14 protein-coding genes are annotated in these 19,251 nt (G+C 63.7%); 7 read left to right on the top strand and 7 right to left on the bottom strand.

The window, feature by feature from the left end:
• Positions 1-115: 115 nt before the first annotated feature.
• The 4 genes from argH to GJ699_RS32685 all read right to left on the bottom strand — a co-directional run bounded on the left by argH (position 116) and on the right by GJ699_RS32685 (position 4,597).
• Complete coding sequence (argH, locus tag GJ699_RS32700; protein ID WP_154383604.1) at positions 116-1,513, bottom strand: argininosuccinate lyase; 1,398 nt, start codon at positions 1,511-1,513, stop codon at positions 116-118.
• 125 nt (positions 1,514-1,638) lie between these two features.
• The gene (locus GJ699_RS32695; RefSeq protein ID WP_154383603.1) at positions 1,639-1,878 is read right to left on the bottom strand and encodes a hypothetical protein; all 240 of its coding nucleotides are present in this window, start codon (positions 1,876-1,878) and stop codon (positions 1,639-1,641) included.
• A 170-nt stretch (positions 1,879-2,048) separates the two neighbouring features.
• A complete protein-coding gene (locus GJ699_RS32690) occupies positions 2,049-3,455 on the bottom strand; it encodes a YfcC family protein (protein WP_154383602.1) in 1,407 nt (468 codons plus the stop codon).
• Between the two features lie 2 nt (positions 3,456-3,457).
• Positions 3,458-4,597, bottom strand: coding sequence for a succinylglutamate desuccinylase/aspartoacylase family protein (locus GJ699_RS32685; RefSeq protein ID WP_154383601.1), 1,140 nt, complete (start codon positions 4,595-4,597; stop codon positions 3,458-3,460).
• Positions 4,598-4,760: 163 nt separating this feature from the next.
• Here GJ699_RS32685 and GJ699_RS32680 point away from each other — a divergent pair, with 163 nt between their 5' ends.
• The 4 genes from GJ699_RS32680 (at position 4,761) to GJ699_RS32665 (ending at position 11,695) form a co-directional block, all read left to right on the top strand.
• Complete coding sequence (locus GJ699_RS32680; RefSeq protein ID WP_371867737.1) at positions 4,761-7,499, top strand: TonB-dependent receptor; 2,739 nt, start codon at positions 4,761-4,763, stop codon at positions 7,497-7,499.
• 89 nt (positions 7,500-7,588) lie between these two features.
• Complete coding sequence (locus GJ699_RS32675) at positions 7,589-8,899, top strand: cyanophycinase (RefSeq protein ID WP_154383600.1); 1,311 nt, start codon at positions 7,589-7,591, stop codon at positions 8,897-8,899.
• 74 nt (positions 8,900-8,973) lie between these two features.
• Positions 8,974-10,197, top strand: coding sequence for a cyanophycinase (locus tag GJ699_RS32670; RefSeq protein WP_371867736.1), 1,224 nt, complete (start codon positions 8,974-8,976; stop codon positions 10,195-10,197).
• An 85-nt stretch (positions 10,198-10,282) separates the two neighbouring features.
• Positions 10,283-11,695, top strand: a complete 1,413-nt coding sequence (locus GJ699_RS32665) for an IgA Peptidase M64 (RefSeq protein ID WP_154383612.1) — start codon at positions 10,283-10,285, stop codon at positions 11,693-11,695.
• Positions 11,696-11,699: 4 nt separating this feature from the next.
• On the opposite strand, the gene GJ699_RS35065 is transcribed toward GJ699_RS32665, so the two are convergent.
• The gene (locus tag GJ699_RS35065) at positions 11,700-13,280 is read right to left on the bottom strand and encodes a methyl-accepting chemotaxis protein (RefSeq protein ID WP_154383598.1); all 1,581 of its coding nucleotides are present in this window, start codon (positions 13,278-13,280) and stop codon (positions 11,700-11,702) included.
• Positions 13,281-13,484: 204 nt separating this feature from the next.
• On the opposite strand from GJ699_RS35065, the gene GJ699_RS32655 reads away from it, so the two are divergent.
• Complete coding sequence (locus GJ699_RS32655; RefSeq protein WP_154383597.1) at positions 13,485-13,955, top strand: hypothetical protein; 471 nt, start codon at positions 13,485-13,487, stop codon at positions 13,953-13,955.
• 109 nt (positions 13,956-14,064) lie between these two features.
• Here GJ699_RS32655 and parC read toward each other — a convergent pair whose 3' ends face one another.
• Both parC and GJ699_RS32645 read right to left on the bottom strand, forming a co-directional pair.
• Entirely contained in the window at positions 14,065-16,362 is a 2,298-nt protein-coding gene (parC, locus tag GJ699_RS32650; RefSeq protein ID WP_154383611.1) for a DNA topoisomerase IV subunit A, read from the bottom strand.
• 265 nt (positions 16,363-16,627) lie between these two features.
• Positions 16,628-18,625: a DNA topoisomerase IV subunit B gene (locus GJ699_RS32645; protein WP_154383596.1), complete on the bottom strand. Its 1,998-nt coding sequence runs from the start codon at positions 18,623-18,625 to the stop codon at positions 16,628-16,630.
• A 212-nt stretch (positions 18,626-18,837) separates the two neighbouring features.
• Here GJ699_RS32645 and GJ699_RS32640 point away from each other — a divergent pair, with 212 nt between their 5' ends.
• Both GJ699_RS32640 and GJ699_RS35380 read left to right on the top strand, forming a co-directional pair.
• Positions 18,838-19,116: a hypothetical protein gene (locus GJ699_RS32640; RefSeq protein WP_154383595.1), complete on the top strand. Its 279-nt coding sequence runs from the start codon at positions 18,838-18,840 to the stop codon at positions 19,114-19,116.
• Positions 19,113-19,251: nucleotide-binding protein (locus GJ699_RS35380; RefSeq protein ID WP_154383594.1), on the top strand; the 139-nt coding region annotated here is incomplete at its 3' end. The genes GJ699_RS32640 and GJ699_RS35380, both read left to right, overlap by 4 nt.

Below are 19,251 nucleotides of genomic sequence, written 5' to 3'. Positions count from 1 at the left end.
CCGTTGGTAGATGACTTCACGCTAGAACGCTGGCGGGGATGGGTACTGCGCTAGATCAAGAGGCGGGCAGATGTGGCCGCCGCCGTCCGGCTGGACGGTGGCGGCGGGGAGGGGCTTACTGTGCCAGTTGCGCGCGCACGCGGGCGATGGCCAGACGCACCTGGTTCGGCGCGGTGCCGCCGACGTGGTCGCGGGCGGCGACCGAGCCTTCCAGCGTCAGCACGGCAAACACGTCATCCTCGATCAGCGTCGAGAAGGCGCGCAGCTGTTCCAGCGACATTTCGGCCAGGTCGATTTTCAGATCGTCGCAGGCGCGCACGGCGTGGGCCACGGCTTCGTGGGCGTCACGGAACGGCAGGCCCTTTTTGACCAGATAGTCGGCCAGGTCGGTGGCGGTGGCGTAGCCCTGCAGCGCGGCGGCGCGCATATTGTCCGGCTTGACCGAGATGCCGCCGGCCATGTCGGCGAAGATGCGTAGCGTGTCGACCAGTGTGTCGACGGTGTCGAACAGCGGTTCCTTGTCTTCCTGGTTGTCTTTGTTGTAGGCCAGCGGCTGGCCTTTCATCAGGGTGAGCAGGCCCATCAGGTGGCCGTAGACGCGGCCGGTCTTGCCGCGCGCCAGTTCCGGCACGTCCGGATTTTTCTTTTGCGGCATGATCGACGAGCCGGTGCAGAAGCGGTCGGCGATGTCGATGAAGCCAACGCGCGGGCTCATCCAGATGATCAGCTCTTCCGACATGCGCGAGATGTGGGTCATGATCAGCGAGGCGGCGGCGGTGAATTCGATCGCGAAGTCGCGGTCCGACACGGCGTCCAGCGAGTTGTGGCAGACATCGTCAAAGCCCAGCGTCTTGGCGACGCGCACGCGGTCGATCGGGAAAGTGGTGCCGGCCAGCGCGGCGGCGCCCAGCGGCAGGCGGTTGACGCGCTTGCGGGCATCGGCCATGCGCTCGGCGTCGCGGCCGAACATTTCGACGTAGGCCAGCATGTGGTGGCCGAAGGTGATCGGCTGCGCCACCTGCATGTGGGTGAAGCCGGGCAGGATGGTGTCGGCGTTCTTTTCGGCCAGGTCGGTCAGCGCGCTGCGCAGCGCGTGCAGCAGTTGCGTGACGTCGTCGATGGCGGAGCGCACGTACAGGCGGATATCGGTTGCCACCTGATCGTTGCGCGAGCGGCCGGTGTGCAGGCGCTTGCCGGCGTCACCGACCAGCTCGGTCAGGCGTTTTTCGATGTTCAGGTGGACGTCTTCCAGATCGAGCAGCCATTCGAAGCTGCCGGCGTCGATTTCGGCGCTGATTTGCGCCATGCCGCGTTCGATCTCGGCGCGGTCTTGCGCGCTGATGATGCCCTGGGCGGCCAGCATCTCGGCGTGGGCCAGCGAGCCCTGGATATCGGCCTTGGCCAGGCGCTTATCGAAGAACACCGAGGCGGTGTAGCGTTTTACCAGGTCCGAGACCGGTTCGTTAAAGCGGGCCGACCAGGCTTCGGCCTTTTTGGAGAGTTGTGCAGTCATAGTCAAATTAGCAAGTGCGCGTAGGATCGACAGCGATTATAAACCGTCGGCTGCCCGAAAATACGTCAACCTTGCCTTTATTGCCATAGAAAACATCGACTATCTGCACATCGGCGGTAACCGGCTCAGGCTCCCGGCCCGGCTTGCGGTGCCGGCGGTGCGCAATTTGCGGGGGATTGACGGGATTTAAGGATGGTCTGTAGGGCCGCACTGTTGGTGAGCCATTGCGCGTACTCGTCGCGCGTCATGCCGAGGAAGTCATGCAGCGTCTGCGTGCCTGGATTGTCATGCCATTGATCGATGAAGTCGTCGATATCCTCTGGCGCAGCAGCCTGCGACAGGCATTTTTCAATAAAGTTAGACATCGATTTTCCTCCCCGCGACAGGATATTGGAGTCTCCATCCCCAGGATAGTTCAACTAAAGACCGTCACCAGGTGAGCGCGCCTAATTCGGGGTCAGGTCCATCATTTCTACACAAGCTCAGGCGTTATAACGCTGAGTTCGTGTAGAAATGATGGACCTGACCCCGGAGGTTATTGCCAGTTCATCAGGCAGGGCGGGACTAGCAGGGACAGGGCTAGCACGGCGTAGATCAGTTGCAGCGGGATCATCCATTTGGCCCAGGTGATCCAGGGGATGCGCGCCAGCGCCAGTACGCCGACGGTGATGCCGGAGGTGGGGATCATCGGTGTGGTGAATTCGCCAAACTGGAAGGCGAGGATCGCGGTCTGGCGGGTGACGCCGACCAGATCGGCCAACGGTGCCATGATGGGCATGGTCAGCGCGGCCTGGCCGCTGCCGGAGTGGATGAAGAAGTTGATTACGGTCTGGATGCCAAACATTTTCCACGCCGCGAATACCGGATGCGCCGATTGCACCAGCGGCATCAGCGCGTGCAGCATGGTGTCGATGATGTGGGCGTCACGCGCCAGCACCAGCGTGCCGCGCGCCAGCGCGATCACCAGCGCGGTGCCGACTAAATCACGCGCGCCTTGCATGAAGCCTTCGACGATCTGGGTCGAGTCGAGCCGGCCGACCAGGCCGATCACGATCGCCATGCTGAGGAACAGCGCGGCGATTTCGTCGATATACCATTCGTAGTGCACCACGCCAAACACCATCACCGCCAGCGAGCCGGCGAAGATCCACAGCACCAGCTTGTGGCGCACGGTCATGCCGTGGAAGTCGGCCACGCCGCCGGCCGGCAGTTCCTTGCGCTTTTCCAGGTCCAGCGCGTAGGTCGGGCTCAGTGTCGGGTCGCGTTTGACGCGCGCCGCGTACCACATCATGAAGACGATGGTGACGGCGGTGGCGATCACCCATACGATCAGGCGGTAGCCCCAGCCGGAAAACACCGGCACGCCGGCAATGCCCTGCGCGATGCCGACGTTGAACGGATTCAGGAACGCGGCCGAAAAGCCCACCTGCGAGCCGAGGAAGGGGATCGAGACGCCGACCACGGTGTCATAGCCCAAGGCCAGCGCCAGCGGCACGAAAATCAATATAAACGGTATCGCTTCTTCGTTCATGCCGAAGGTGGCGCCGCCGATCGAGAACAGGGTGATGAACACCGGGATCAGCGCTTTCTGGATGAACACCGAACTGGCGTGCGCGCGCGCCAGCGATTTGATCATGGAGTCGATCGCCTCGGTTTTCTGCAGCACGGCAAACGCGCCGCCGACGATCAGCACGAAGCCGATGATTTGCGCCGCTTCGACAAAGCCTTTGATCGGCGCCCTCATCAGCGATACCAATCCCTGCGGCGCGCTTTCGATGTAGTGGAAGCTGTCCGGGTTGATCAGCTGTTTGCCGTTGACCAGGTGGGTGTCGTACTTGCCGCCGGGGACCAGCCAGGTGGCCGCCGCGATCAGCGCCAGGATGATGAACAGCAGGACGAAGGTGTGGGGGAGTTTGAATTTTTTCTTGACGTTTTCGTTCATAGTTATGCGCTCAGCAGGTCGCCCTCACGGTAAGCCTTGGCGCCGGCCACTTTGCCGACGTTCATGCCGCGAATCACGTGGCGATGCGCGCTGCGCGCGAAGAATACGCCGTCCACCGCCGCCCGCAGCACGGTGGTGTCGCCGCTGACCGGGTCGATCAGGTCGGCGATCGGATCGCCGGCCGTCACCCGTTCGCCCAGGTCGCGGGTGTAGATCAGGATGCCGGCGTGCGGTGCGTACAGCGGCTCGACGCCTTCCAGCGGTGTGGCTTCGCACAGCGGCTGCGGCATGACGGCGGCGGCGGCTTGCGCGGCGGTGTCGCCGGCGTGCAGCACGCCTTGCTGGGTCAGGAATTGCAGCAGGCCGGCGGCGTCCTTGCGCGCCAGCTCGTAGCTGACTTCCTGCTCGCCGCGCAGTTCGATCGTGGTCGACAGGCAGGCCGCCGGAATCGGATATTGATGTTCGAAGTGGGCATCCAGATCCCACCACAAACGGCTGCAGGCTTCGTCGAACGGCTCGCCGCCGGCCTCGTAGGCCAGCAGCGTGGCGTGCGAGCCGAGGATGGCCGCCAGCGGCGCGATTTGATTCGCCAGCGGCGTGCCGGCGTAGATGTGCAGCACCGCTTCGTTATCGCAGTGCAGGTCGAGCACGATGTCGGCGTCGATGGCCAGCGTCATCAGGGTTTTCTTCAGCGTTTCGGCGTCGGTGGCTGGTTGCCAGGCGGCGATCGAGCTGCGCGCGTGGTCGCGGATCAGCGCCACGTTGGCGTTGGCGTCGGCGCCCAGTTTGCCTTCCAGTGATTTTTTCAGATCCTCGGCCACGTGCTTGTAGGCGCGGTTGAAGTTGACGCCGGTGGTCAGGTCGAAGCGGCCGAAGGCGGCGCCGTGGAGTGCTTGCGCCAGGCCGATCGGATTGGCGGCTGGCACCAGGATGATCTCGCCGGAAATCTTGCCGGCCGCTTCCAGCGCGCTCAGTTCCTTGCGCAGGAATTGCGACACCAGCATGCCCGGTACTTCGTCGGCGTGCAGCGAGCCCTGGATGTAGACCTTTTTGCCGCTGCCCGGGGTGCCGAAGTGGAAGCTGGTCAGCTGGTAGACGGCGTTGGCGTGCGGGCCGGAGAGCGGGTGTTTGTGTACTTGCATGGCGGTTGTGCGCGGTGTTCTGAAAGGTTGAGTATGTAGCACTATTTTGACAAAGTAAATCGCGTCGCGGCGATTCACTCCGTGCTTTCTTGAGTTTTTAGCTACATGTGCGTACAGTTAGTCTAAATGAATTATTTACATAACAAACATCCGGGAGTGAATTATGAGTGAAATGCGAGCCTTGGGGATGACGCGCGCGGTGCGTCTGGCGCTGGGCCTCGGCGCCGTGGCCGGCATCTTCGGCCAATCGGCGCTGGCGCAGGACAGCACCACCACCAGCGCGGCGCCAATGCCACGGGTGGAGATCACCGGCTCGGCCATCAAGCGCATCGAGTCGGAGACCGCGCTGCCGGTGCAGGTGATCACCCGCGACGAGATCGACAAGGCCGGCCTCACCACCGCTTCAGAAATCGTGGCGCGGCTGTCGGCCAGCGTCGGCAATCTGACCGACGGCGCCAGCATCACCGACGGCAAGGATCAGCGCGGCTTCAACAGCGCCAATCTGCGCGGCATCGGCACCTCGTCCACGCTGGTGCTGCTGAACGGCCGCCGCATGGCCAATTTCGCTTCGCCCGGCGATGATACCGGCGTTGACCTGAACAATATTCCGGCGGCCGCGATCCAGCGCGTCGAGGTGCTGCTGGACGGCGCCTCGGCGTTGTACGGCACCGACGCCATCGGTGGCGTCATCAACTTCATCACGCGCAAGGATTACCAGGGTGTGGACGTCAATGTGTCCGGTCTCAAGACCGACGAGGGCGGCGCCGGCAAGCGCACCGCCTCGCTCAGCGTTGGTCACGGCGATCTGGCCAAGGATGGCTTTAACGTGTTTGCGGTGGTCGATGTGCAGCGCACCGATGCGCTCAGCACGTCGCAGCGCAGCTTCATCGACAATCTGCGGATCGCCGAACGCCTGCCGCATCTGCTGTCCGGCTATACCTCGCCGGCCAATATCCGTCTGAGCAGCGACCAGCGCGATTATCTGAATGCGCAGGGCTTCACGCTGAATGGTCAACCGCTGACCAACCGCACCATCAATCTGTCGATTCCGACCTGCGCCGGGCCGGCCAATCTGTATCTGCCGGCCGGCATCGGCGGCGTCGATGCCTGTACCTACAACTACATGCGCGATACCGAGCTGTATCCGAAGTCGGACAAGGTCAATCTGCTGTCGCGCGGCGTGCTGCAACTGGACGCCGACAACCAGCTGTATGCCGAGGTGGCGCTGAGCCGCTCCAAGACCTGGTACACGGCATCCACCGCGCGCGTCACCGGCTATATCGACGCCAGCAAGATCCCGGCGCTGGCCGGCTACGATCTGGGCTCGGATGAAGCCGGCGGCGACAGCGAGGTCGAAGTGCGCATGCGTATCAACGAAGCCGGCCGCCGCACCTCGGAGCTGACCAGCGAGAGCCAGCGCTTCGTGGTCGGGCTGACCGGTTCGCGCAATGGCTGGGACTATGATTTTGGCTTGAACCACAGCGTCAACGTGGTCAAGGACCGCGACACCCACGGCTATCTGCTGTACGACAAGCTGTTGGAAGGCATCGCCAGCGGCATCATCAATCCGTTCGGCCCGTCCAGCGCCGAGGGCGTGGCGCTGATCAACAGCATCCAGGTCAACGACGAGGTGCGCCACGCGCGCGGCGTGATGGATTCGGTCGACTTCAAGATTTCGCATCCGGTCGGCACGCTGGGCGGTGGCGACGCCGCGATGGCGGTGGGCGGCGAGCTGCGTCGCGAGAAGACCAGCTACAACCCGTCGGCGCTGCTGATGAGCGATAACATCAACAATGACTTCGCACCGGAAGGCGGCGAGTCGACCAGCTATTCGCGCACCGTGCAGGCGATCTACGGTGAACTGCTGCTGCCGTTCACCAAGCAGTGGGAAGCGCAGCTGTCGGCGCGTTATGACCACTATCAGGTGGTGGGCGGCGCGGCCAGTCCGAAGGTCGGCCTCAGTTATATGCCGACCAATACCATGTTGTTCCGCGCCTCGGCCGGCCGTGGCTTCCGCGCGCCGTCGATGACCGATCTGTATCGCCCGATGCAGGTCAGCGCCACCGCCACGCTGCCGGACCCGGTGTATTGCGCCACGGTCGACAACAATCTGGCCGACTGCGCCGACAACTGGGAAACCCACCGCTATTCGAACGCCAATCTGAAGCCGGAGCATAGCCGCCAGTTCTCGGTTGGCATGGTGCTGCAGCCGAGCAAACAGGTGTCGCTGTCGCTGGATTACTGGAACATCAAGCGCACCGACCTGATTTCCGAAATCGGCGATGACGTGATTCTGGCCAATCCGGTCAAGTACGCGGACCTGATTCACCGCGACGAGGATGGCTATATCGAGTACATCGATCTGCGCAAGGAAAACCGTGGCGCGCAAAAGGCCGCCGGTCTCGATCTGACCATCGATTTCAAGGGCGTGAAGACCTGGGCCGGCAATTTCGGCGGCCGTCTGACCGGCACTTATGTGACCGATTCGAAGATCCAGAACGCGCCGGGCGACGCCTATGTGTCGAATCTGGGCCGCTTCGTCACCGACGGCGTGGTGCAGCGCTGGCGCCACACCATCACCTTCGACTGGGACAAGGGACCGTATTCGGCCAGCCTGTCGAACACCTATTCGAGCGGCTATGACGACCAGAATTCGGCGATCGACGTCGATTCCGGCACGGTGGTGGCGCCCAACCGCGTAAAAGCGTATTCGCTGTGGGATCTGTCGGGCGCCTGGCAGGCCACCAAGGCGCTGAAACTGCGTGCCGGGATCCAGAATATGTTCAATACCGCGCCGCCATATTCGAACCAGGCTTATTACTTTATTTCAGGATACGACCCGACCTATACCGATCCGCGTGGCCGCCGCTTCTATGCCAGTGTAAATTACGCATTCAAGTAATGCGTTTTTAAGCAATAGCTTGGTATCATCTGGCAGTTACCAACGGCGCCCGGCGACAGCCCGGCGCCGGTTTTCATCGGAAGGGCAATATGAATTTACCTGGTTTTACGCTCCGGCGGCTTTGCTGGCTCTGGCTGCTGGTGCTGGCTTGCGCCGGTGCGCAGGCCGCCGTCAGCACGCCGGTGCCCAAGGTCCAGGTGCAGGGCAAGAGCATCAAGCCGGCCAAGGCGGTGCCGCTGCCCAAGCCGGTGCTGGCGCCGCCGGCCGGGAATCTGGTCATCATCGGTGGTGGCCTGCGGGCGGAAAACGCCGAGGTGTGGCAGCGCATCGTGCAACTGGCAGGCGGCAAGGGCGCGCGTATTGGCGTGTTTGGCTCGGCTTCAATCAACCCGGAGGCGGCGGCCCAGGCCACGGTCAACAAGCTGAATCAGTACGGCGCGCAGGCGTTCGCGATTCCGCTCGGGGTGACCTGGCCGAATAGCGATTACCGCAAGGCGGCTGAAGATCCGGAGACGGTGGCGATGATCCATTCGGCCACCGGCATCTATTTCACCGGCGGCGACCAGGCCCGCATCACGCGCGCGCTGGTGCGTTCGGACGGCACCCACACGGCGGCGCTGGACGCGGTGTGGGATGTCTACCGCGACGGCGGCGTGCTGGCCGGCTCCAGCGCGGGGGCGGCGATCATGAGTACCACCATGTTTTATGACGCCAAGTCGACGCTGGATATGCTGAAGGCTGGCGTTAATGATGGCCACGAGATCGCGTCGGGGCTGGGCTTCATCGGCGAGGATGTGTTTGTCGATCAGCACTTGCTGGTGCGCGGCCGCTTTGCGCGCATGATTCCGGTGATGCTGAAAAAGGGCTATCAGATCGGTCTGGGCATCGACGAGAATACGGCGATGGTGGTGAACGCCAAGCGCGATGTGGAAATCATTGGCTACAGCGGGGCGCTGCTGCTGGATTTGTCGGCGGCGATTACCGATCGCGGCATCAAGGGCTTCAATATTTCGAATGCCACCATCAGTTATCTGGACCGGGGCGACAAGTTTAATCTGGTGACGCGCGAGTTTACGCCGTCGCCGGACAAGGCCGACAACAAGCTGGACCCGAATCAGCCGGATACGCGCGAGCCGGTCTACACCAATGATATTCTGGGCAATAACGCGGTGCTGGATTTGATGGTCAATCTGATCGACAACGCGCAGCAGGATGCGATCGGGATCGCGTTTGGCAATCCGCGCGATTTCAATCCGGAGCTGGGTTTTGAGTTCCGCTTCAGTAAGACGATTGACAGCGTCGGCTACAGTTCGACCGAGGTGGAGGCGTATTCGGTGCTGAAGCTGCGCATGGATGTGCGGCCGATCCAGCTGCAGCAGCCGCTGTACCGCTACCGCTAGCGCGGCTTCAGGTATATTAATGGGACGGCGGCCGCGAGGCGCCGTCCCATTTTTCTTTTGGAGCCGGTATGCGCATGGCGATCAGATTCCTGTTACAGGCGGCGTTGATGCTGGCGGTGCCGCTGGGTGCGGCGGCCAGCGATAGCGCGCCGCCGGCCGCGCCGCGCGGTTCGCTGGTGATCATCGGCGGCAATCTGCGGCCGGATAATGACGCGGTGTGGCAGCGCATCGTGCAGCTGGCCGGTGGGCCGGGTGCGCGGATTGCGGTGTTCGCGTCGGCGGCGGCCGATCCGGCGCCGGTGGCGGCGGCGATTGTCGGTTATCTGAACCGCTATGGCGCCGATGCGTTCCAGGTGCCGCTGGCGGTCAAGCTGGCCGACAGCGATTACCGCAAGGCGGCCGAGGACCCGTTGCTGGCGGACGCGGTGCGCGGCGCCGGCGGGGTGTTCTTTTCCGGCGGCGATCAGGCCCGCATCACGCAGGCGCTGGTGCGCGAGGATGGCAGCCGCAGCGCGGTGCTGGATGCGGTGTGGGAGGTGTATCGGCGCGGCGGTGTGGTGGCCGGTAACAGCGCCGGCGCGGCGGTGATGAGCAGTACCATGTTCTACGCGCCGAAGACGGTGTTTGCGACGCTGCGCGGCGGCGTGACGGATGGCCAGGAGATCGCGCCGGGGCTGGGCTTTATTGGCGACGATGTCTTCGTCGATCAGCATTTCCTGGTGCGCGGGCGCTTTGCGCGCATGATACCGGCGATGCTGAAGAAGGGTTACAAGTACGGCCTGGGCATCGATGAGAATACGGCGATGGTGGTCGATGCGCAGCGGCGGGTGGAGATTGTCGGCCACAAGGGTGCGCTGCTGGTGGATTTGTCGCGCGCGACCACCGATGCGGCGCGCGCCGGCTTCAATGTGTCGAATGCGGTGATCAGTTATCTGGATAGCGGCGATTTGTATGATCTGGCCACGCATACGTTCACGCCGTCGGCGGCCAAGGCGGGCGGGCGACTGGGGCCGCGCAAGGATCTGGTGGCCGATCCGGTGTTTTCGCCGGATATCCTGGGCCGCAATGCGCTGGTGGAGTTGATGGAGAATCTGATGAACAACCGCCGCAGCGAGGCGATCGGCATCGCCACCAGCGGCCGCAGTGCGACGCTGCCGGAGCTGGGCTTCCAGTTCACGCTGACCAAGACGCGCGATAGCGTCGGCTACGCGTCGGCGGCGCCGCACAGCTATTCGATCCTGCGCATGCGACTCGACATCCGGCCGCTGGACATCGGCCAGTCGCTCAGCACACAGTAGCCGCCCGTCCGCCCGCCGCGCCCTCTGGTCCGGCTGCGGGAGCGGGATTACAATGTCGCTCACCTTAACTGTCCGCCCCATCATCATGATCCGCAACCTCGCTTCCCTGCTGGCGCTATTCGCCTGCACTTCCGCCGCGCTGGCCGCGCAACCGGCCACCATGCGCGTTGACTATCTCCACAGCGGCAACGCGCTCGACGAACACTACGCGATGGAGCGGGTGGTGGTGGAGCCGCTGCCATGGCCGGGCAATCTGACCCAGACCATCGACAACACCAATCGCGGCAACAATCTGGTCGAGGTGGTGGACGCCAAGACCGGCAAGTTGCTGTATTCGCGCGGGTTCTCGACCGTGTTTGCGGAATGGCGCAGCACCGAGGAGGCGGCGCGCATGAATCGCGGCTTCCAGGAGTCGGTGCGCTTCCCGATGCCGGAGCAGCCGGTCAAGGTGCGCATCCTCAAGCGCGACGAGCGCAATCTGTTCTCGGTGGTGTGGACCACCGACGTCAATCCGAAAGCGATGGACGTGATCCGCAAGCAGCCGCCGGCGCCGGTCAAGCCGATCGGTATCCGCGTCAACGGTCCGTCTGAAGACAAGGTCGATTTGCTGATCGTCGGCGATGGCTATACCCAGGCCGAGATGAAGAAGTTCGAAGCGGCGGCGCGCCGTCTGGCCGATCATTTGTTCCAGACCTCGCCGTTCAAGGAGCGTGAGAAGGACTTCAACGTGTGGGCGATCGCTATGCCGACCACCGAATCCGGCGTGTCGCGTCCTTCGACCGGCGTGTATCACGAATCGCCGGTCGGCACCCGCTACGATATCTTCGGCAGCGAGCGTTATGTGCTGACCACCGATAACCGCGCGCTGCGCGAGCTGGCGCAGTACGCGCCGTATGAGTTCATCGAGATTTTGGTGAACAACGAGACCTATGGCGGTGGCGGCATCTTCGGCCAATTCAGCACGGCGGCGGCCGATAATGATTGGGCCAACTATCTGTTCGTGCACGAATTCGGCCATCACTTCGCCGGCCTGGCGGACGAGTATTACACCTCGCCGGTGGCGTATGCGACCGGCGGCGAGCGCCGCGAACCGTGGGAGCCGAATGCGACCGCGCTGAACGATCCAGCCAATCTGAAATGGAAGAAGTTTGTGAAAGAGGGCACGCCGTTGCCGACCTCGTGGCCGAAGGAGGCGTATGAAACCGCATCGCGCGCCTATCAGAAGGAGCGCGCGGCGCTGCGCGCCAACAACCGGCCGGAGTCGGAGATGAGCGCGTTGTTCCACCGCGATCTGGAGCAGAGCAGCGCGCTGTTCTCGCGCGATCCGCACCAGCATACGGTGGGCGCGTTCGAGGGCGCCAATTACGAGGCGACCGGTTACTACCGGCCGGAGATGCAGTGCATTATGTTTGACCGCAGCGACAAATTCTGCTCGGTGTGTGCGGACGCCATCACCACCATCATCGATCTGTATTCGCGCCCGGCCGCGCAGCGCTGAGGCGCTAGCGTAGCGCCAGCGCGCGGCTCGACGAGCTCTCGTTACCCAGCACGAACACCCGCACCGAGGCGGTCAGCGCGTCGGTGCGGTTCTGCATCGATTCGGCGGCGGCCGCCGCTTCCTCGACCAGCGCGGCGTTCTGCTGCGTCACTTGATCCATCTGCGTCACCGCCTGGTTGATTTGCTCGATGCCCAGCGTCTGCTCGCGGGTGGAGGCGTCGATTTCGCGCATCAGCGCCGCCACCCGCTCGATCTCGCTCAACACGCCGCCCATGGTCTGGCCGGCCTTGGCCGCGTACTGATTACCGTCGGCCACCTTGCTGGCTGAATCCTCGATCAACCCCTTGATCTCGCGCGCCGCCGCCGCCGAGCGCTGCGCCAGATTGCGCACCTCGGATGCCACCACCGCGAAGCCGCGCCCTTGTTCGCCGGCGCGCGCCGCTTCGACCGCCGCGTTCAGCGCCAGGATATTGGTCTGGAACGCGATGCCGTCGATGACGCCGATGATGTCGCTGATCTTCAGTGAGGCGGTGCTGATGGCGGCCATGCGCTCGACCACTTGTGCCACTTCGGCGCCGCCCTGGGCCGCGACGGTGGCGGCGTTGCGGGCGATGCTGCTGGCTTGCTGGGCGTTGTCGGCGCCCTGGCGCACGGCGCTGGTCAGTTCTTCCATCGACGACGCGGTTTCCTCCAGCGAGCTGGCTTGTTGCTCGGTGCGCGATGACAGGTCCAGCGTGCCGCTGGCGATTTCCTGCGCCGCCGTAGTGATGACGTCGGCGCTGCCGCGCACTTCGCCAACGATCTTGACCAGGCTGGCGTTCATGGTGGCCAGCGCTTGCAGCAGCTGGCCGGTTTCATCGTCGCTGTCGGCTTCGATCGTGCTGTTCAGTTTGCCGGCGGCGATGGCCTGGGCGACGTCCACCGCGCGTTGCAGCGGCACGGTGATGCCGCGGCTGATCCAGTAGCCGAAGCCACCGGCCAGCAGCAGCGCCACCGCGCTCAGGCCCAGGCTCATGGCGCGGCCGCTGGCGTAGTTGTCGGCGGCCTCGTCGGCGCTCTTTTGCATCAGCATGCCGCCCAGCTTGACCGAGCCCTGGACTTTGTCGATCAGCTCGTTGCGGTCGGCCGCCATGTCCTTCAGCAGCAGGGTGGTGGCGGTGGCCTTGTCGCCGCTGTTCACCAGTTCGATGAAGCGCTCGCCGGCGGCGTCCACCTTGGCCTTGGCGGCCTGGATTTCCTTGGCGGCGACGCGGCCCTTGTCGGTGGTGACGTTGCGCTCGAATTCGTCGATCAGCTTGCTGATGTCGGCGCGGCGCGCGCGCTGGATCGCGATTTCGGCCTGCGCTTGGGCCGGGTCGGTGGCGATCAGCATATTGCGCTGGCTGATGCCGACATCCTTGATGCCGTCCAGCGCCTGGCTGGCCAGCATGACTTTGGGGTAGCGGTCTTTGACGATCAGGTTGACCTTGTCATTGAGCGAACCGAGGCCGATCACGCTTTGCGCCGACACCACCAGCAGAATCAGCAGCACCGCGCCAAAGGCCAGTCCGAGGCGCGGTCCAATGCGCAGGTTTTTGATATGCATGACAAGGTCTCCTTTTATGGTTACCGCGACTGTACACCGAGTTGCTCTGTGGCAGGACGCTTTGTGGCAGGGGCGCTACAGCGATGCGCGGATAGCAACGCTGTTTAAGTACGGCAGCGCACAGTGTCGCATTGCAAGCTTGGCTATGCTGACAGCGTGACATGGCAGAAAAGCAAACCCACCAAAACATTGAAAGGATTCACCATGAACAAGATCATTGCCACCCTGATCGCCGGCCTGCTGGCCACCAGCGCTTACGCCCAGACCTCGGACGTCGCCAAAGCCCAGGTTGAAGCCAACAAGGACATCGCCAAGGCCGAGCAGAAAGAAGCCAAGGCTGACGTCAAGGCTGACAAGAAAGCCGACAAGGCGATTTCCAAAGCCGACAAAGTGCACGCCGAAGGCCAGGCCAAGGTCGCCGTGGAGCAGGCCAAGGCCAATGAGAAAGTAGCGAAGGCCGATCCGGAAGACAAAGGCAAGGCCGCCGCCAAGGGCGATAAAGCAGTCGCCAAAGCGGAAGAAAAAGCCGAGAAAAAATCGGTGAAAGCCGACGCCAAAGCGATCAAGGAAACGGTCGACGCCACCGCCGACAAAGCGCTGGCCGCCAACAAGACCGCCGCCACCAAAGCCAAGGCCAACGCCGAAATCAAAGAAGCCCAGGCCAAGCAGCAATAATGTCCTCCCCTTCGGGGTCAGGTCTCAAAAGTGAACACGGCCCCTGCCGTAGCAGCGCGCTACGGCAGGGGCCGTGTTCATTTTCCGGACCTGACCCCGGAGGTGGACATCAGACGATGGGGGTGAGGCCGGTTGGTTTGATTTTGGTGGCCAGCTCTTTGCCCTTGCGCGCGCGTTTGCCGAAGTGGACTGCCAGCGCCGAGGCGGACAGTCGCTCTTCCTGGGCTTTGCCGCCACGCCCGCTACCGTAGACGATGACGCCTTTCTGGCTGATCGGCTTGGCCGTCAGCAGGGTTTCTTTGTCGTTCAGTTCCATCAGGATGACGCCGCGGCCGCCGTTGGTCAGCACTTTCATTTCGTCCATGCCGAATACCAGCACGCGTGCGCCGGATGACAGTGTGGCGACGGCGCTGGCGCTGTCGGGGATGATGGTTGGCGGCAGTACCACGTCGCCGTCGTCCAGCGTGAGGTAGGCTTTGCCGCTCTTGTTGCGGCTGACCATGTCGCCGGCCTTGCTTTCAAAGCCGAAGCCGGCGCTGGTGGCCAGCAGCAGGCGGGTGCTGGCGGCGCCGGCGTAGTAGTGCAGCAGGCGCGAGCCGGACGCCAGGTCGATCAGGGTGGTGACCGGGACGCCGTCGCCGCGCGCGTTCGGCAATGCGGCCACCGGCACTGAGTAGATGCGGCCGTTGCTGCCAAACGCCAGCAGGTGGTCGACGGTGCGGCACTCGAAGGCGCCGTACAGGCTGTCGCCGGCTTTGAAGGTGAACTGGCTGGCGTCGTGGCCGATGCCGCTGCGGGCGCGGATCCAGCCTTTTTCGGAGATGATGACGGTGACCGGTTCGTCCACCACTTTCTGTTCGACGCTGGCTTTGGCGGCTTCTTCGATCAGGGTGCGGCGGGCGTCGCCGTAGACTTTGGCGTCGTTGTCGATTTCTTTGATGATGGCGCGCTTCATCGAGTTCGGATTGTCCAGCAGGTCTTGCAGCGTCTGGCGTTCCTTGCGCAGTTCGGCCAGTTCCTGTTCGATCTTGATCGCTTCCAGTCGCGCCAGTTGGCGCAGGCGGATTTCCAGGATGTCTTCGGCCTGGATGTCGCTCAGTTTGAAGCGTGCGATCAGCGCCGCTTTCGGTTCGTCCGAATTGCGGATGATGTGGATCACTTCATCGATGTTGAGCAGGATGGTGTGACGGCCTTCCAGGATGTGGATGCGGGCGTCGACCTTGCCCAGCTTGTACTGGGTGCGGCGGGTGACGGTGGCGAAGCGGAAGGTGATCCATTCCTGCAGGATGTCGCTCAGGCCTTTCTGGCGCGGCCGGCCATCGCCGCCGATCATCACCAGGTTGATCGAGGCCGACGATTCGAGCGAGGTGTGGGCCAGCATCATCAGCATGAATTCGGTCTGGTCCTGGTTTTTCGATTTTGGTTCGAATACCAGGCGCACCGGCGCGGCGCGGCCGGATTCGTCGCGGATGGTGTCGAGCGAATTCAGCACCAGCGATTTCAGCGCCAGTTGTTCCGGCGTCAGCGCTTTCTTGCCCAGTTTGACCTTTGGGTTGGTCAGTTCTTCGATTTCTTCCAGCACTTTTTGCGACGAGGTGCCCGGTGGCAGTTCGGTCACCACCGCTTGCCATTGGCCGCGCGCCAGTTCTTCGATTTTCCAGCGCGCCCGCACTTTCATCGAGCCGCGACCGGTGGCGTACATGTCGGCGATCTGCTGCGCCGGGGTGATGATCTGGCCGCCGCCGGGGAAGTCGGGGCCGGGCACCAGCGCCATCAGCTCGCTGTGGCTGATTTTCGGATTCTTGATCATGGCGACGGCGGCCGCCGCCACTTCGCCCAGGTTGTGCGACGGGATTTCGGTGGCCAGGCCGACCGCGATGCCGGAGGCGCCGTTCAGCAGCACCATCGGCAGCCGCGCCGGCAGCAGGCATGGTTCTTCGGTAGAGCCGTCGTAGTTGGCCTGGAATTCGACCGTGCCCTGGTTGATTTCGTCCAGCAGCACTTTGGCGATCGGGGTCAGGCGCGCCTCGGTGTAACGCATGGCGGCGGCGCCGTCGCCGTCGCGCGAGCCGAAGTTGCCCTGGCCGTCGACCAGCGGGTAGCGCAGCGAGAAGTCCTGCGCCATGCGGACCATGGCGTCGTACACCGATTGGTCGCCATGCGGGTGCAATTTACCCAGCACGTCGCCGACCACGGTGGCCGATTTGCGCGGCTTGGCGGTGCTGTTCAAGCCCATTTCGTTCATCGCGTACAGGATGCGGCGCTGTACCGGTTTCTGGCCGTCGCAGACGTCGGGCAGGGCGCGGCCTTTGACCACCGAGATCGCGTAGTCCAGATAGGCGCGTTCGGCGAAGGTGGACAGGGTCAGGGCGTCGCCGCCGTCGCCGTTGTCGCCGCCGCTGAACATGCCGCCATCGTCGCCGTTGCCGCCATTACCGCCGTTGTCACCGTTGTCGCCATTGCCACCGTTGCCGCTGTCGTCGCCGCCGCCGTGGTTGCCGTCGTCGCTGGCGATGACGGGGCTGGCGTCGATGCCGTCGTCGGCGGGCTGGGCTGGGGCGGCCGATACCACCGGCGCCTCGGGCGCGCTGGCTGCGGGTTGGGCGGCTGCCGCGGTGTCGTCCGCCGGTTCGTCAAAGAGATTTGCTTGAGTCATAGTTCGGTTCTACTTATTAGATGTCTGCGTCGGCTTCGTTGCCGTGTTCCTCGATCCAGGCGCGGCGCGCGGCGGCTTCGCCTTTGCCCATCAGCATGTTGAAGCGGGCCGCCGATTCGTTGTGGCCGTAGCCGCCCAGCGCCACCGGCAGCAGGCGGCGGGTGTCCGGGTTCATGGTGGTTTCCCACAGCTGTTCGGCGTTCATCTCGCCCAGACCTTTGAAGCGCGAGATCGACCACGCGCCTTCCTTCAGGCCATCCTTGCGCAGCTTGTCTTCGATGGCGACCAGTTCGCCGTCGTCCAGCGCGTACAGTTTCTGGATCGGCTTTTTGCCGCGCGCCGGGGCGTCGACCCGGTACAGCGGCGGCCGCGCGATGCAGATGTTGCCGTTGGCGATCAGGCCCGGGAAGTGGCGGAAGAATAGCGTCAGCAGCAGTACCTGGATGTGCGAGCCGTCGACGTCGGCATCGGACAGGATGCAGATTTTGCCGTAGCGCAGGCCGGACAGGTCGGGCGTGTCCTTGACGGTGTGCGGATCGACGCCGATGGCGACCGAGATGTCGTGGATTTCATTGTTGGCGAACAGGCGGTCCTTGTCGGTCTCCCACGAGTTCAGCACCTTGCCGCGCAGCGGCAGGATGGCCTGGAATTCCTTGTCGCGGCCCATCTTGGCGGAACCGCCGGCCGAGTCGCCCTCGACCAGGAACAGTTCGGTGCGGTCGACCTGGGTCGATTCGCAATCGGTCAGCTTGCCCGGCAACACGGCGACGCCGGAGGATTTTTTCTTTTCCACTTTTTGCGCCGAGCGCAAGCGCGATTGCGCCTGTTTGATGACCAGCTCGGCCAGTTTCTTGCCGTAGTCGACGTGGTGGTTCAGCCACAGCTCCAGCGCCGGCTTGGAATAGGTCGACACCAGCCGCACCGCGTCGCGCGAGTTCAGGCGCTCCTTGATCTGGCCCTGGAATTGCGGGTCCAGCACTTTGGCCGACAGCACGAACGAGGCGCGCGCGAACACGTCTTCCGGCAGCAGCTTGACGCCTTTCGGCAGCAGCGAGTGCATTTCGACGAAGTTTTTGACCGCGCCGTACAAGCCTTCGCGCAGGCCGGATTCGTGGGTGCCGCCGTTCGGGGTCGGGATCAGGTTGACATACGATTCGCGCACGATGGCGCCTTGCTCGGTCCAGGCCACCACCCATGACGCGCCTTCGCCCTCGGCAAAGCCTTCGGCGTCGGGGCCGGCGAACTGTTCGCCCTCGAACAGCGGGATCAGGGTCTCGCCGTCGGCGGCTTGCGCCAGCGCTTCGGTCAGGTAGCCGCGCAGGCCGTCGTTGTACTGCCAGGTTTGCGATTCGCCGCTCTTGGCGTTGGCCAGCGTGACCGTCACGCCCGGCAGCAGCACGGCCTTGGAGCGCAGCAGGCGTTGCAGCTCGGTTTGCGAGATGGCGGCCGAGTCGAAGTATTTGGCGTCCGGCCAGACGGTGACCTTGGTGCCGGATTTCTTGGCGTCGCGCGGCGCCACCACCGAACTCAGTGGCTGGGTGACGTCACCGTTTTCAAACACCAGATGGTGCAGGCCGGTGCCGTTCGGCTCCTTGCGCCAGACCGTGATTTCGAGCCGCTTGGACAGCGCGTTGGTGACCGACACGCCCACCCCGTGCAGGCCGCCGGAGAAGGCGTAGGCGCCGCCGCTGCCCTTGTCGAATTTGCCGCCGGCGTGCAGCCGGGTGAAGACGATTTCCACGGTGGGCACGCCTTCTTCGGGGTGCAGGCCGACCGGGATGCCGCGGCCGTCATCTTCGACGGTGACGCTGCCATCGGCGTTTTGCGTCACGATAATGTTTTTGCAATTACCACCCAGCGCCTCGTCGGCCGCATTGTCGATCACTTCCTGGATGATGTGCAGCGGGTTCTCGGTGCGGGTGTACATGCCCGGGCGCTGCTTGACGGGTTCCAGGCCCTTGAGGACGCGGATGGATGATTCGCTGTAGTCGGAAACGGGTTTTTTAGTGGCCATACGGAGCAAGCTTGTTATTTCGATACTGGGTTTATGTACAGCCCGTGGACTGTTTGCGTATTCTATCCTCAACTGCAAGAAGCTGCGCGGCAAAAATTGCGCACCGCGCAATTTATACACGATGTTTACAGTCGGAGGCGGCCTTTTTAGACCGTTTTTACGCGGCCGTCGCTAAGCTTTCCGGTATCGCAACCCGTTATCGGAGGTCTGTCATGCACCCTGTTTCCCCTACTCAAGCCACGCCACGCGCCTGTCTGTTGCAGTTGACGGTGGCGGTGGGCGCGCTGACGCCGCTGCGGGCGCTGGTGGCGCGCACCTGCGGCGACGCGCTGCGGTTCATGCGGGTGGAGGCCTGCGACCACGGGGCGCGGGTACGGGTCTGGCTGTGTTTGTCGCGCGGGCTGGCCGGGCAGGTGATGGCGGCGGTGATGGCGACCCTGCCGGACGCCGAGTTCGGCCGCCTGACGCCGCTGGCGCAGAGGGCGGCATGATTGTCGCCATCGCCAGCCAGCACGGCGGCGCCGGGCGGGCGGTGTTGGCCAGCCAGTTGGCGCTGTTGCGGGCGCGCGCCGGGCGGCGCGTGCTGCTGCTCGATACCGATCCGCGCGGTGGTGCCTGCGCCTGGC

The sequence above is a fragment of the Duganella guangzhouensis genome, assembly GCF_009674535.1.
GTDB classification, from domain to species: domain Bacteria; phylum Pseudomonadota; class Gammaproteobacteria; order Burkholderiales; family Burkholderiaceae_D; genus Rugamonas; species Rugamonas guangzhouensis.
This window is presented reverse-complemented; position numbering and strand designations above follow the sequence as displayed.

Coding starts and splice junctions, on each gene's coding strand:
- argH (WP_154383604.1), bottom strand. CDS start 1,513: ATGACTGCACAACTCTCCAAAAAGGCCGAAGCCTGGTCGGCCCGCTTT.
- GJ699_RS32695 (WP_154383603.1), bottom strand. CDS start 1,878: ATGTCTAACTTTATTGAAAAATGCCTGTCGCAGGCTGCTGCGCCAGAG.
- GJ699_RS32690 (WP_154383602.1), bottom strand. CDS start 3,455: ATGAACGAAAACGTCAAGAAAAAATTCAAACTCCCCCACACCTTCGTC.
- GJ699_RS32685 (WP_154383601.1), bottom strand. CDS start 4,597: ATGCAAGTACACAAACACCCGCTCTCCGGCCCGCACGCCAACGCCGTC.
- GJ699_RS32680 (WP_371867737.1), top strand. CDS start 4,761: ATGAGTGAAATGCGAGCCTTGGGGATGACGCGCGCGGTGCGTCTGGCG.
- GJ699_RS32675 (WP_154383600.1), top strand. CDS start 7,589: ATGAATTTACCTGGTTTTACGCTCCGGCGGCTTTGCTGGCTCTGGCTG.
- GJ699_RS32670 (WP_371867736.1), top strand. CDS start 8,974: ATGGCGATCAGATTCCTGTTACAGGCGGCGTTGATGCTGGCGGTGCCG.
- GJ699_RS32665 (WP_154383612.1), top strand. CDS start 10,283: ATGATCCGCAACCTCGCTTCCCTGCTGGCGCTATTCGCCTGCACTTCC.
- GJ699_RS35065 (WP_154383598.1), bottom strand. CDS start 13,280: ATGCATATCAAAAACCTGCGCATTGGACCGCGCCTCGGACTGGCCTTT.
- GJ699_RS32655 (WP_154383597.1), top strand. CDS start 13,485: ATGAACAAGATCATTGCCACCCTGATCGCCGGCCTGCTGGCCACCAGC.
- parC (WP_154383611.1), bottom strand. CDS start 16,362: ATGTTCAGCGGCGGCGACAACGGCGACGGCGGCGACGCCCTGACCCTG.
- GJ699_RS32645 (WP_154383596.1), bottom strand. CDS start 18,625: ATGGCCACTAAAAAACCCGTTTCCGACTACAGCGAATCATCCATCCGC.
- GJ699_RS32640 (WP_154383595.1), top strand. CDS start 18,838: ATGCACCCTGTTTCCCCTACTCAAGCCACGCCACGCGCCTGTCTGTTG.